The organism is Pseudomonas sp. ICMP 8385 (genome assembly GCF_002699915.1).
Lineage (GTDB): Bacteria > Pseudomonadota > Gammaproteobacteria > Pseudomonadales > Pseudomonadaceae > Aquipseudomonas > Aquipseudomonas gessardii.
This window is the reverse complement of the sequence record NZ_LKBY01000144.1, coordinates 1-13,765: the sequence shown is the minus strand read 5'-3', so window position 1 is coordinate 13,765 and position 13,765 is coordinate 1. Positions and strand designations below refer to the sequence as shown.

At 51.6% G+C, this 13,765-nt stretch carries 11 protein-coding genes and 4 pseudogenes; 3 read left to right on the top strand and 12 right to left on the bottom strand.

What is annotated here, in order from left to right; translation table 11 throughout:
* Positions 1–109 (top strand): annotated as a pseudogene (locus AO268_RS28535) (IS5/IS1182 family transposase); the annotation flags it as partial.
* Between the two features lie 54 nt (positions 110–163).
* On the opposite strand, the pseudogene AO268_RS28530 reads toward AO268_RS28535, so the two are convergent.
* From AO268_RS28530 to AO268_RS28500, 7 genes and pseudogenes are all read right to left on the bottom strand, one after another.
* Positions 164–1,120: pseudogene (locus AO268_RS28530) on the bottom strand (nucleoid-associated protein); the annotation flags it as partial.
* Between the two features lie 303 nt (positions 1,121–1,423).
* On the bottom strand, positions 1,424–1,852 hold the full coding sequence (arsC, locus tag AO268_RS28525) for an arsenate reductase (glutaredoxin) (protein ID WP_019334880.1): 429 nt from the start codon (positions 1,850–1,852) through the stop codon (positions 1,424–1,426).
* Positions 1,853–1,877: 25 nt separating this feature from the next.
* Positions 1,878–2,591: an arsenical resistance protein ArsH gene (arsH, locus tag AO268_RS28520; RefSeq protein WP_038444684.1), complete on the bottom strand. Its 714-nt coding sequence runs from the start codon at positions 2,589–2,591 to the stop codon at positions 1,878–1,880.
* A gap of 46 nt (positions 2,592–2,637) precedes the next feature.
* Positions 2,638–3,108, bottom strand: coding sequence for an arsenate reductase ArsC (locus AO268_RS28515; RefSeq protein ID WP_038444687.1), 471 nt, complete (start codon positions 3,106–3,108; stop codon positions 2,638–2,640).
* Positions 3,109–3,124: 16 nt separating this feature from the next.
* On the bottom strand, positions 3,125–4,408 hold the full coding sequence (locus AO268_RS28510) for an arsenic transporter (RefSeq protein WP_038444690.1): 1,284 nt from the start codon (positions 4,406–4,408) through the stop codon (positions 3,125–3,127).
* Between the two features lie 25 nt (positions 4,409–4,433).
* On the bottom strand, positions 4,434–4,790 hold the full coding sequence (locus AO268_RS28505) for a metalloregulator ArsR/SmtB family transcription factor (RefSeq protein WP_032901556.1): 357 nt from the start codon (positions 4,788–4,790) through the stop codon (positions 4,434–4,436).
* Entirely contained in the window at positions 4,787–5,209 is a 423-nt protein-coding gene (locus AO268_RS28500; RefSeq protein ID WP_080761505.1) for an arsenate reductase ArsC, read from the bottom strand. Before AO268_RS28500 ends, AO268_RS28505 begins: the two co-directional genes overlap by 4 nt.
* Positions 5,210–5,589: 380 nt before the next feature.
* Between AO268_RS28500 and AO268_RS28495 the strand changes: the two genes are divergently transcribed.
* Together AO268_RS28495 and AO268_RS28490 are read left to right on the top strand one after the other, a co-directional pair.
* A complete protein-coding gene (locus AO268_RS28495; protein WP_025992770.1) occupies positions 5,590–6,087 on the top strand; it encodes a MarR family winged helix-turn-helix transcriptional regulator in 498 nt (165 codons plus the stop codon).
* 53 nt (positions 6,088–6,140) lie between these two features.
* Positions 6,141–6,698, top strand: coding sequence for an arsinothricin resistance N-acetyltransferase ArsN1 family A (locus AO268_RS28490; protein ID WP_019334872.1), 558 nt, complete (start codon positions 6,141–6,143; stop codon positions 6,696–6,698).
* 386 nt (positions 6,699–7,084) lie between these two features.
* Here AO268_RS28490 and AO268_RS28485 read toward each other — a convergent pair whose 3' ends face one another.
* The 5 genes and pseudogenes from AO268_RS28485 to AO268_RS28470 all read right to left on the bottom strand — a co-directional run.
* Positions 7,085–8,758: a TniQ family protein gene (locus AO268_RS28485; RefSeq protein ID WP_076964407.1), complete on the bottom strand. Its 1,674-nt coding sequence runs from the start codon at positions 8,756–8,758 to the stop codon at positions 7,085–7,087.
* Positions 8,759–9,075: 317 nt separating this feature from the next.
* Complete coding sequence (locus AO268_RS28480; protein ID WP_227496890.1) at positions 9,076–10,227, bottom strand: TnsD family Tn7-like transposition protein; 1,152 nt, start codon at positions 10,225–10,227, stop codon at positions 9,076–9,078.
* Positions 10,228–10,281: 54 nt separating this feature from the next.
* Positions 10,282–10,755: pseudogene (locus tag AO268_RS33385) on the bottom strand (TniQ family protein); the annotation flags it as partial.
* Between the two features lie 15 nt (positions 10,756–10,770).
* Positions 10,771–12,240: an ATP-binding protein gene (locus AO268_RS28475; protein WP_032857199.1), complete on the bottom strand. Its 1,470-nt coding sequence runs from the start codon at positions 12,238–12,240 to the stop codon at positions 10,771–10,773.
* Positions 12,237–13,670, bottom strand: a pseudogene (locus tag AO268_RS28470) (Mu transposase C-terminal domain-containing protein); the annotation flags it as partial. The gene AO268_RS28475 and the pseudogene AO268_RS28470, both read right to left, overlap by 4 nt.
* Positions 13,671–13,765 lie beyond the last annotated feature (95 nt).

Genomic DNA, 13,765 nt, shown 5'->3' with positions numbered 1-13,765 from the left:
CCGTCGCATCGTGACGCGCTTCGACAAGCTCGCAACAAGTTTTGCGGCGATGGTCTCATTGGCCTGCGCTATGCGGTGCTTGCGACAATACTTTACGTACAGAGCCTAACGCTCCACGCTCGAATTGCAACGACCAGTTAGCCGCGTCCCCCTTGATACGGGTCTTCTCTTTCAGCGATTTCGCATTGACCGTAAAGTCGTCTGGCACCTTATGTTTCTCGCTATTCAAATAGTCTTTCAGCCCAACAATTTCATCCACTAAGTCAGCGGGTACGTGTGCGACAGCGACGTGGCAGATAGCGTCCAAGCGCGCAGATTTGCCTGCGGCCAACTGCTCCTCCAGATACTTGATCACCGCCTCTTTGGCCTTGTAACCAAAGCCTTTTAACGTTTTGTTGTCGCGAAAAAACCGTGCAACGTTATCAATGGCATTTTTGGTAGCGCGTCCGGAAGCTACTCCTTTCGCGCATCCCAGTGCAGAGATGAAATAATCGGATGCCTGACTATCACGGCCCCGGCTGATGAAGCACAGGTAGGTTGAATCCACTTCATCCTCCGCGTCATCTTCATTCTGCTCAGGCGCAGCAGCGGCCGCAGCAGCCATAGCCTTTATGGCCACGAAGCTCGCTAAATTGATCCTGGCGGCCTGCTGAACCTTGTTGAGATCGACCTCTTGAATTTCCTTGGGCACATAGTTCTCGTCCAGCTGTATACCGCCGCGTTCCTTCATGCTGGCGACCAGGAAAAAGTCGGTTGCACCTGCGGTGTACTGAGCGCAAAGGATGTGTCCACCGGTCGATAAGACTTGATTACCGGCTTGCTCCACCAACTGGTCCATTGCCAAGTGGGTCAAGTCGATAAATCGCGCTTCATCATCTTGTACTTCTACGAACGCGGTGAAGCGCTCTGGAAACGGTCCCTGACGGTCATCATCGGCAAACTGGCCGTAGACCACGCTGTTGCCTTCTTTGCCGATGAGGCCGTGGATACCATTGACCAGAAAATGCAACGCGGGATTTTCAGTATCGAGCGCCACATCCTTCTTGACCACCTCGGAGATAAAACTGGTCTTGGCCAGCTTCTTGAAGCTGTGAATAATGGCAGTTTTCAGCGTAATCATAGGTCGAATTCCGTTCCGATAGTATCAATATGGAATCACTGAAAATAGCACCTTACCCAGCAAACTTCAGGGCTTATCTCGATATCAGATATCACCGAAGGGCTCCAATACCTACCGATCAGTAAGGCTGCACGAACCCAATAACTGTATATGTATACAGTATCATAATCTATGCCATTCATCAGCACGAGGAGCGGAGGGTTGAAGCGCGGATTGGCCGCCGCCAATAACCACGACATCAAATTTCGGATTATGACTCACCACCATCCCCCCCTACGTTTGCTGCGTATCGCTTACGTGGGATCAGACTTTACGGCCCAGATCATCAATTTTCACAACGACCTGTCCGTCCTCTTTGACGAAACTGCCGCGCTGCTCTTGTGGAAGCAGGTCGAGGACAGCCTCAGACGGACGACACAGGCGTGCCCCCAAGGGGGTCACGACGATGGGACGATTGATCAGGATGGGATGAGCCATCATGGCGTCAATGAGCTGGTCATCGGCAAGTGACGGATCGCCCAACCCAAGCTCTTCGTACGGCGTGCCTTTGATACGGAGGAGCGCCCGCACCTCTATACCCATATCCTTGATCAACCTGATTAGCGTTGGCCGATCAGGTGGGGTTTTCAGGTACTCAATTACCGTTGGCTCTTCACCGCTGTTGCGGATCAATGCCAAGGTATTGCGGGAAGTGCCACATTCCGGGTTGTGATAAATCGTGATCTGATTCATATCTGATGTCTCGCTGTTGAGAGGCTCAAATGGATCGCTGGTTGACGCGTTCGGATAGCTCCCCAGCGGACTCTTTACGCTCGGAGTAACGATCAACCAGGTAATCTTGGCGATCACGCAACAACAGCGTGAACTTCATCAGTTCTTCCATCACGTCGACCAGACGGTCGTAGTACGAGGACGGCTTCATCCGGCCCGTCTCATCGAATTCGGTGAAGGCCTTAGCTACTGAGGATTGGTTTGGGATGGTGAACATGCGCATCCAACGCCCCAGTACCCGCAGCTGATTAACTACGTTGAAGGACTGCGAGCCGCCGCAGACTTGCATCACCGCAAGGGTCTTTCCTTGCGTAGGTCGTACAGCACCTATCGCCAGCGGAACCCAGTCAATCTGAGCCTTGAAAACCGCACTCATGGAGCCGTGTCGCTCAGGAGAGCACCACACCTGGCCTTCCGACCATTGCATCAGTTTGCGCAGCTCCGCGACTTTGGGGTGGGTGTCGGGTGCATCATCCGGCAGCGGAAGGCCCGACGGATCGAATATCTTTGTTTCAGCGCCAAACTGCTCCAGAAGTCGAGCGGCCTCCTGGGTCACCAACCGGCTGAAGGATCGCTCTCGTGTCGACCCATACAGAAGAAGGATTCGAGGTTTATGGAGTGAGGACGTGCGAGGCGCCAGTTGCTCCAGGGTTGGAATGTCAAGCAGCTCGGCTTGGACATTCGGCAGCGTATCTTGCATACAAACTCCTAGGGATGCGCCAAGTAGGCACAACTTCCATTGCTCTTCAAAGCGAACCGATACGGTTCAGTTCAGCTTTGAGCTGATCAGGGCTCATGGTTTTCAACGGCAGCGCAAGAAACGCGCTCACGCGTTCGCGAATTTTGGCGAGAGTGGCGTCAAACGCTTTTGTGATCTCGATCTCCGACCCAGTGGCTTCCGACGGATCGGCCAAACCCCAATGGGCCTTCAAGGCTGGCCCGAAAAAGATGGGGCACGCTTCACCCGCTGCCCGGTCACATACGGTTACCACGATGTCTGGTGGAGAGCCTTCAAAAATATCCGAAGCTTTGCTGCTCAAGCCTGCCGTGGAAATGCCCGCAGCCTCCAGCGTTTGCAATGCCCTTTGGTTCACTCGACCGCTGGGAAAGCTTCCTGAGCTGACCGCCTCCACGCCCTCTGACGCCAGGTGGTTGAAAAGTGCCTCGGAGAGGATGCTACGGCAGCTGTTGTGGGTACACATGAACAAGACTTTCATCAGTAGATTCCTTGATTCAGAAGCTGAGGCGCAATGCCAGGGCGCAGAGGGTGGCGATAAGGATGGGCAAGGTCAGCACGATCCCGGTCTTGAAGTAGTAACCCCAGCTGATCGTGATGTCCTTTTTGGCCAGCACGTGCAGCCACAAGAGCGTGGCCAGGCTACCGATGGGAGTGATTTTCGGCCCCAGGTCGCAGCCAATGATGTTGGCGTACACCATTGCTTGAAGAACGACGCCATCGACTTCGGCAGCATGAATGGACAAGGCACCGATCAGGACAGTGGGCATGTTGTTCATGATTGAAGACAGAAAGGCTGTGAGCAGCCCCGTACCCAAGGACGCGCCCCAGACACCGTAGCCGGCAAATACATTCAGGATCTGGGCGATGTGGTTGGTCAAACCGGCGTTCTTGAGGCCGTAGACGACCAGATACATGCCCAGGGAAAAGATCACCACCTGCCATGGCGCGCCCTTGAGCACCTTGCCGGTGTCGATGGCGTGTCCACGGGCCGCGATGACGTAAAGAATGAATGCGCAGGCAGCCGCAATGGCACTGATCGGCACGCCCAGAGGCTCGACGACAAAGAAACCGACCAGCAGCAGAGCTAGAACCCACCAGCCTGCTATGAAAGTCGGACGATCACGTATCGCCTCTTTAGGATGATGCAACTGAGCAAGTTCGTAAGTCTTGGGCAATTCCTTGCGGAAGAACCACATCAGCATCACCAGCGTAGCCGCAACGCTGACCAGATTCACCGGCACCATGACGGATGCGTATTCGCTGAACCCAATCTTGAAGTAATCCGCAGAGACAATGTTGACCAGATTCGAAACTACCAGAGGCAAACTCGCGGTATCAGCGATAAAACCGGCCGCCATGACGAATGCGAGGGTGGCAGCGGGCGAAAAGCGCAATGCAAATAGCATTGCGATCACGATGGGCGTGAGAATCAATGCCGCACCATCATTAGCAAATAATGCTGATACCGCAGCACCCAGTAGGATGATGAAAGCAAATAGCTTACGAGTGCTGCCTCCGCCCCAGCGTGCGACATGCAATGCTGCCCATTCGAAAAAGCCGGCTTCATCGAGCAGAAGACTGATGATAATCACCGCGATGAACGTTGCAGTGGCATTCCAAACGATGTGCCACACCTCGGGGATATCCGCAAGAGTGACCACTCCAGTCAAGAGCGCGAGTACAGCGCCAAAGGTTGCACTCCAGCCAACACCCAGCCCTTTGGGCTGCCAGATCACCAGGACGATGGTGGCAATAAAGATCAGTACGGCAATCAACATTTCAATCACTCGATTTGGAAGCAGATCAGCCACATACGAGCTGGTTGATAGGACGAGCATTCATGTCGCTTAGTCGTTTGGCTTCGGTATCTAGCCAATCCTGATTCGCATCCACGACGTCCTTCAGAATTGCACTCACCCAACTAGGAAGGCCGGGATTCAGGCGGTAGTAAACCCACTGGCCTTGACGACGATCCATCAGCAGTCCCGCTGAACGAAGCAGCGCCAAGTGGCGAGAAATCTTGGGCTGGCTCTGGTCGAGCGCAGCGGTAAGCTCGCATACGCACAGCTCTCCTTCGCTCACGATGAGCAGTGTGATTTTGGTTCGAGTGTCATCTGCCAAGCACTTGAATAGTGCCGTGGGATTCATAGGCTCTGTCATAGATCCTCCAAGTGTTTTGTCTTGACCAAGACGAAGAGCTTAATGCGCTCATGGATGTCATGAAGTGTGTGGCGAAACGCGTCGGGATGATCGCTGGTGACCGGATCTGCGAAATCCCAAGTGATGACTTCGCCAGCGACGGGCATCCATGCACATTCCCGTGCGGACTTGTCACACAGCGTGATGACGTAATCGAATTTTTCGTCGCGAAGCTCATCAATGGATTTGCTATGCAGTCCGGATGCATCTACGTCGACATTGGCCAGAGCAGCGACAGTACGCGGGTCGACGCTGGTTGGCTCCAAGCCCGCACTGTAAGCGGCAAAACGCGGATCTGTGTGCCGAAGCAATGCTTCTGCTAAATGGGAGCGGGCAGAGTTGGCAACGCAGATGAAAAGCACTTTGATTGGGGCAGACATGGCAATCTCGACACATACGTTGAATCGAATATATGATTTATCGCATATTCGGTAAAGCGTATATTTTTGCGTCGCCGGTCACCAGCGTGTAAGGGCAGCGCTCGTCAGATCGTCGGACGACTTTTCGTCGGAAGACGAGCTGATCACAACGCAAATCAGCTGTAACCAGTACAGCAAGTTCAACAGCAGCATTGGGCCGAATTTTTCCAACACTAAGAGGTGCCAGGATTGGGCCACAAAGCTCACTTGCTGAATTCTTTTTTGGCTGTTGGGCACAACATGCTAGTGCGACAGATTTCCTGTCATCAGCCAGCGGAGGCTTGTTGACGATCTGCATCCCCCAGATTATTGTTGCGGCTAACAACGAATTTGTGACGATTATGCCGAAGCGGAAAAAAGACCAGTTGTCCCAGGATGCCGAGGATCTGTACGAGGCGTTGAATCAGCTCGTCCGTGTCTACCAGTTTCGAGATAGAGATCGGATTTGCTGCTACGACGTTTCAGTCACCCAGTGCTACGCGGTCGAAACGCTGGTCAAGAAAGGAGCCATGCGGCTTCAGGTCTTGGCTGAAAAGATGTTTTTAGACAAAAGCACGGCAAGCCGCGTAATCGATGCGCTCGAACGCAAGGGGTATGTGTCACGCGCTGAGGATAACGAAGACCGCCGTGCCGTGAAGATCCAGGCCACGGACGCGGGCAGGGAACTCTACGAAAAAATCAGGGGCGATCTCATTGCCGAAGAGATAACAATGATCGAGAACCTTTCAGCCGAAGCCAGGCAAGGAGCATTAACCTTGCTCAGGCAGATTACACGAGCTACCGAAAAACGCTGCGGCCTCACAAATGAGCGTGGCTCAGATCCAACGCAAGCCTATTGAATCTCCATTTTTTGATTCAAACGTTGTTACTACCAACATAATGGAACCCGATCATGCGTATCCGTCCTGCTGAGCCAGTTGATGCAACCTCGATAGCCACTATTTATAACCAAGGGATTGCGGAACGAAGTTCCACGTTCGAGACCACTCCGCGTAACCCTGATGACATGCTAGAGCGACTTGAGGCTCATGATCGTTATCCCGTTCTGGTGATGCTTGATGAGCACGATAAGGTCATCGGATGGGCGAGCCTTAGTGACTACCGCAATCGCGCGTGCTATGACGGCATCGCTGACTTTTCGATTTACATGAGCCGTGAGGTGCGAGGCCAAGGGCTGGGTAAGAATCTCCTTCAGGCGCTGCTTAAAGAGGCAGAAGCTCGTGGATTTTGGAAAGTCCTTTCTCGCGTGTTCACATCTAACCGCGCCAGTCTCGCCCTGTGCGAAGCTTGCGGATTCCGCCAAGTCGGGGTTTACGAGAAACATGCATGCCTTGACGGTCGTTGGATCGACTGCGCAATTGTCGAGCGACTCATTCCTACGAATCAAATGCCGTGGCTAACACCAATGGCTGCAACCAAGACTGAATCAAATGGATTAAGCGGCTGTTAGGGTTCTCTATCACACTTAAAATCTTGTCAGTCAGGCTACGTACAGCGAAACAATCAATCACGGCCTAACTGGTCAAGTCGAATGCAAATAGGTGGTCAAGCCTATGTAATTACGCAGCCCACTGGAGTGGATTGCGCTAGCGACGTAATTCCCCTGCTCATGCTTGAATCGACGTTGAGATAGATACCGATGTCTGCGGACATTGAATACGCGAAATCGACGTATGCGGCATAAATCCCGTATATGCGTAAACCGCTGCTATCGGTGCACATCCAATGCCCGATCAATACGCAATAGGCGTCGGTATTAACAATGACATCCAACGCCCAGCAATAAGCCACAGAAATCACCGGATCCAGAGCAACTGCGCCACGCCATAAAAATATCTACTGGGGCTTTGAATTGGACGCGATCATCTCCATGTATGCATTGCCACCCATGGGAATATCATAACCTAGTGGCCCTTCCCATTGCCGCGAGACGCCGGTATTTCTAAGCATAACCTCAACCTTAATGCCGTCCTTAACCATGCTGTCTAAATTCCACTCGAAGTGATTTATGAGAGCCTGGCAGGCCACATGAGGTACTGTTGTCAATAATCTCAAGCTGGAGTTGTTTGGCGGTAACTTAAGCCTCGCGATCTCCGACATCGTCCATATAAATCTCCGCAACCTAAAATGCCAAAGAGACTCAAATTGAAGTTCAAGTTGAGCTGACAACAACGGGAAAGACTTACGAGTCGCACGCTGCCTACTTACTTTTCGCGGCAAAAGTGCAAGCATGTTACTGATATTTACTCGCACCTGTTTTTGGGTGATGCGGTACAAGTTCTCAACGCCCTCTATAAGAATAGTTGCGTATTTTTCGTCCTCATCGTTCACCGCCGGCTCGGCACTACTCTTCTGCATTACGTTCCCTGTAATTTTACTCAACAACCAGTCCTTATCGTTTTCGTTGAGCCAACGGGTTACTTGATAAGCACTTACCCAAAGATAGTCCATACCAATGCCTGGCTTCACTTCAAGTAGCATTGAGATTTTTTCTCGATAAGCCTTTTTCTTATGTTCTGGCAAAGTTTTCTCTTTAAGACGGACCGTCGGGTTTGCCGAGCTAGCAAGTAGAGACTCTTCTGCCAAGCATTTCTCAAACTTTTCTGCACATCCAAAAAGATGGAGAGATATTAAAAGATGCCTTGCCAACGGCATATCAATTTGACCTCTTGTTGTCGATAGCCTAATCCATTGACTTCGAATTCCAGCTGCGTATGCCAAATCAATTTTTGAAATAATTTTATCGCTGAACTTATCACGAATACTGCTAAATAATTTAGCTGTGCCAATTAGGTTCCCATGAACAAACCCTTGCTTCTTTGCTTGACGCCGATAACAAGCAGCCAAAACCGTATAATCTATCGATGGCAGATTGCGTTGCAGAATATCATTTACAAAAACTGCAAACTCGCGCTCTTCATTTGAGGCGAGTGAGCGGTTCGCAGGTTTAACAGCGTTCCACCCGCAAGCACAATCATCGGTCAACCCCGGTAACAATCGGTTTTTACGATAAAAAGGATGAGAGCAATTAGGGCAAGATTGAAGAAGTTCTTCACCATGTCGCCAGCACGCTGTAACGCCCGGTACATGATGAGCTCGGTGCCAATATGCGTAGCCACACTCTATGAGGTCGGCCTGCACACAGGCCAAGCAAATTTTAGCTCTGCTATTCCTCGTACCTTCTCTCCTAGGCACTCGAGCGACATCAGATAAAACCTTGTCAAACTCCTTAGAGGGTTCTTTTGATAATCCTATAAAAGGTTTGTAGGCTGGGAACGTAGTGTTAATCTCAAGCAACTCAGCCAAGTTGCTTTCTTTAACTCCCGGCAATCGAGAAGCAAGGTTTTCTAATTGCTTCGGTATGATAGATAGCTGAAATGGCGCAACGCCAAAAAGATCACGAAAGGTTTCTGCCTCGGTTTTGTTTCCGGACAAAAAATGGTATCTCGTAATACGAGATAATAGTGTCTCGTCTGGCATAGACATTGGGAAAAACAGAATACTGGACATGAGTAGCCGACTTCTAACGTGGGTTCTGGTAGGACGCGAGTCCTGTGGATGGTGTTCTTTTATCACATATCACCGTGTACCCGGGTAAGGATTTTTAAAAATGAACGCCATACAGTAGCGAACAGCCAGCAATTATTTTATTAGAAAACAGCAGTTTTTACGCCAGAGTCAAAATACAATACACCACACATATAAATACTTTCACTGCACGCCTCGTCAAAATTCACACATCGAATCCACGCACAGCTCATATATATAGAGGCTTGTGCCGACGGCGTTACAGAGCAATATTCATACGCGGATCAGGGTGCATTCACTCATATTTGGAGTTTTCTGAGACACGCTGTTCGATACAGCGCTGATTGAGTGATTGGCTTGCCGTCAAGTTTTAGCTTCCGCTCGGCCCAGCTCAGGCGCCGCCGATGGAATGCATCAAGGGTTTCGCATTCGGCTGCCAGTGCAGCCGCACAGTGCGGCAGCTTGTTGAGCTGCTTTTCAAACCTAGATAACACATGAAGCTCTCTGCCTATTTTTGTCCGTGAGATGCGGACAGGTTTACCTGGAAGCGCTCGTAACATTTCAGCGCATTGAACCACTTCGTTGGCAAGGTCGAGGTCTTTGAATCTTTCTGCCTGCTGTCCGCGCGGTCTGTGGGCTTTACCTGGCTCTTGTGTCAGCTCGGACAGCCATTGCCGATCGTTTCGATGAAGCCACACATAATCTCGACACTCATGAGCTAGGCGAGCTCTGTATTCCCCGTCAAATCGGTTCCTCCTATCAACCAGAAGTTTCGAAAGCCTCGCCTCTTTCCATAGGTCAGGTCCATTCGAAATCGCGCGTATCATTCGATAGACGCATGTAACCGAGCTCCTTGTTTCTGACGCTATGGTTTTAGCGTTAGCCCCCGAGAGCGCCAGCGTCCAGATCGTTTCAGATGCCTCACTCATATACTCATTGGTGCTTGAGCGATTGGTTGGAGATCTGTTGGCAGCTCGTCCACAGGGAGTTTCGGTATTGGCAGTTCGACTAAGCGACTCGGTAATAGGACCGTTTGGCCGCAGTATCCTTTCCATGTCGACCTTGAGCGCACAGGCCAGCAGGATGAATTTCAGTGGATGATGGGTGCCCCTCGGCTTACGTAAAAGCTTCACAATCCAGGCCGCCGGTATATCCGCAGACGACTTGCTCAGTATCGAGTACTCCCCTGAGGAGGGGAGCCCCTCAAAGAATGCAGACATGTGTCGCGCCAAAATGCCTAAGTGCAGCCGACCAGTATCGGAAGCCATTTTCAAGGCAATAGCGCTATCCAGAAACACCGAGCGAATCGCATCAGGACATAATGGCGGAACATCGGTCTCAAGCACCTGCATCGAACGCTGCGCTATTTCGTGCAGAGCACTTTGTAGATTTTGAGGGATCTCTAGCGAAATGGAGTGAGACTGAACGTCCTCATCGTCCGGTAAATGCATTCTTCGAGAGTTTCTGCTCAACCAGCGGTAATCAAGGAGCCTCAACGGAGTTCCATGGTGGGGACAGATCAAAACGCCTGGAAGCTGATGCACACGGTGCCAGTACGCTGCTCCCACACAGGCCATGTCCTGTTCGACACAGTCGAAGCAAAATCGCACTCTCGAAGCAAACTGGAGTCGGCTCGCGATTAACCCCAACCTTAGCATCAACCCCTTGCCGTTTCCCGCCATCAAGATATTGGCGTCGCCCACCTGTTGCGGGGTCAAAAAAGGTTCGTAGTAGGGCAGTTGCGTATGGCGCTTTATGACAGCGGCTAGCGATAAGCCTGTATCACACGGCAGCGCCTCGACAAGCTCAGCTAGTCGACATGGAAAAGCAACGTTCTGCGAAAAGCATTTCGCGGACTGCGCTCCATCGAAAACTGCTGCGCAACTACGTACGCCACAGAGCCGGGCGTATCTTGAGAGAACGCTGTGAAGCGTCTCATCGTGGAAAACGGCCGGAAAGAAATGGAATTTGAGCCCCATTTCGTCACCCTTAATTCACCCCTTCCGATACAACGGAGAAAACTCAAAGAGATCACTGCTTATCCAACCGGCGCTCTTCAACGCCTCAATGGAGTCTTCACTTTCACTTAGCGCCTGTGCCTCTGAGGTCTCAACCGCCACCGCCGCAGGTGACTGCGATTTGACTTGGTTAACGGCCGCCACATTAGGTTTGGTAGCACTATTGTCGCTGCGACTGATGACACTGCGCAGCAATGCCAGTCGCTCCGGCCGAGCCACACCATCGAACGCCATCATGTCGCTTAGTTGGTCTTCAATCGGAAGCAAATCATCGAACTGCCGCATCCGTTTCGGATCTCGGCTTCGCAGAGCGGACAAAGCTGGCTTCAATATCTGCATCTTGGTGTTGCTCACCAACGCAATTGTCTCGGCGGTAACGCATTCCGAACCACTCTGGATCGCATACCTTTGACTGAGCACCAAAAGCTTCACCAAAAAGTCGGTGACCCCTTGTGTATGCTCATACAGCGCATCAAACACATCCTCTGTCAGTTCGACCGGCTGCTGGTACCACTGATAGCTCCAGAGGTTTTCAACAAGCATGCGCCACTCGTCATCGTCCTTCTCAAAACGTTTAAATTCGAGTACCCCGACGCCGCAGCAACGCCTTGCGTTGCGCATGACGTCCGAAAATAGGCTGATCATCGAATTTGTCCCGATGAACACCACAGGAATTCCGATGTTGTTCACTAGATGGAGGAAGAAATTCAGCATGTTGTCCTTGCCCCCAGTTTTCGCGAGGTGCAGGTTCTGAAGTTCGTCGATCAGCAAAGCTCCGATGAAAAATGTACTCGCAACCTGTTCCATTTGTTGCAACGAGTCATTGATGTTCCGAGCCCTATACCGCTTGTAGTAATCCTCATCACCTAAAGCTCGCCCGACCGCATAGAAAAATTGCTGACAGAAGCCTGCCAGCGAACCATCTCGGGGGCAGTCAAGCTTGAGCCAGGTGATCTGGGTATGAACGAACTGCTTTCCTTCATAACGCTCGTGGCGAATCGTTTGAGGGTAGAGACTCAAAATGGCTTCGAGTGCGGTGGACTTTCCAATGCCACTAAGGCCAACCAGACTGAACGTTTCGGCAGTGGACTTGAATCCATCGTGGTAGCGCTGTGCGCCCGAAAGTGAGTGAAGATGTCTGACAGTGTCTGGAGAGGTCGGGTTGCGTCCGACGTACCCACGTCGTACCAGCAATGAAAATACGGACTCCAGATCCATGTGGACCAACAAAGGCTGGACCACCGTTCTCAAGCGGTCGATGCAGTGAACCCGAGTCGATCGGTCGAGGGTCAGCTCTTCTGGATCAACAGGACGGGGGAAGTTCGAGATTAGTTGCATTGCCACCTCTTCTGAGAAGATCGGTGGCAGCGCTTCGATGAGTGGATTTCCCGCGTAGTCCGCTATCGCCTGCTTCGTGTAGCTTGCGAAAACTTGGGCGCCTTTCATGAGTTTTGTCCTGGGCGGAGGCGTTTGAGCATATCGATAACCTGAGCGCTGCGAGGGCCGGCAAAGTTTTCTGAGCGATCTTGGGAGATCTCTGTCTTGAGCACAGGCGATTCAATCCTCACACCCTCTGGCACATGGGCGGTCTCACGCTCCTTGAGGCGCTCAACGGCGCGATTCTCACGAATATTTCCAATCATCTCAGCTTTGGTCGCAGGCGCTGGCTCATCATTTCGCTCAGCGATCGCACCGCTGACGACTTTATTAACTTCCTCCAGCAACGAAATCCGACTCTCCAGCTCAGCACGTTTATGAGTCGGTGGAGTCTGGCGGTAAGCTTCGAGCAGATCGAAAATCTCATCGGATCGATAACCAGCATACTTGCTATCAGACTTACGCAAATCGCAACGGATGAACTGTTTGTTGTCTCCCCGAATCCAAATATGTGCTGAGGAATTTGGGTCATACCAACACTCTATCGACCAAACCCCGCGGCTACGGGCCTTCGCAAACCAGTTGTTCTCGATCGCTACATCACAGACATAGTGCATCCCTCGGAATAGCACACCACCCTTTTGCACCGTCGCTTGCTCACGCGGAAGCAAATGGAGATAGACCATCTCGTCGGGATGATTGTTTGGTTCGACATGACCATTTTCTAATGCCCAAGTCCAGATACCTGACGGCGTCGGATCGACACCGTCGTTCATCATCTCTTGAGTGAGCCTGTCGGGCTGCCTGTTGAAGCGGTTATAGTGAAGGACACACTGGATGATAATCTTGGTGAACTCTTTAATGCTCAGCGTTGCATCGAGTCGGTAATCTCGCTCGCCACGTTCCTTCTCCCTAGCAGCTACACCACCAGGAAGCCACCTGATGCCTGTCAGGTTGTTCAGGATACCGAACCGGCTCTCAACCATCGACTTCCAGTCAGGGCGGTAAGGCGGAGCGATTCCCAGCTCGATATTCAGGCCAGTGGCAAGACCCTCAGCTGCTTTCCCCAACATCTCGCCTCGATCAGCGTAGATGTGATGTGGGAGGTGATGACAGGCCCATTCCTCTGAATCGATTGTGACCCCATTGGTAGCGCAAAACTCAACCTTCGAAGTGAAAGCGTTGAAAAGCGCTTGCCTGGCTCCGTTCCAACTCGGGCCCTCTAATCCGATATAGAGACCGACGATCATGCCGGAAAAGCTATCAATGACGACGTACACAACCGGCCGTCCAATGAGCATTCGCCTGGAGTATCCGTTCACGAGATAAATGTCCGCAATGGTGGCATCGATCTCAAACTGATGGCAGGGGCCACGAAGCCAGTCACGGACGGTTCCAGAAAGGGGGCGGCAATCTTTTAGCCACTTACGCATTCCCTTACGGCCACGTTCAGTTTCAACCTCGTCGAAATATTGCTTTCCCCAATAATCGAACTGTCTAAGGATGGTCTGAAGTAGCCATGTATTTCCCCGGCATACCACCTAGCGCAACTTTTAAACTCGCCAAATGATCAAAAAACAATCAATTCGACGAG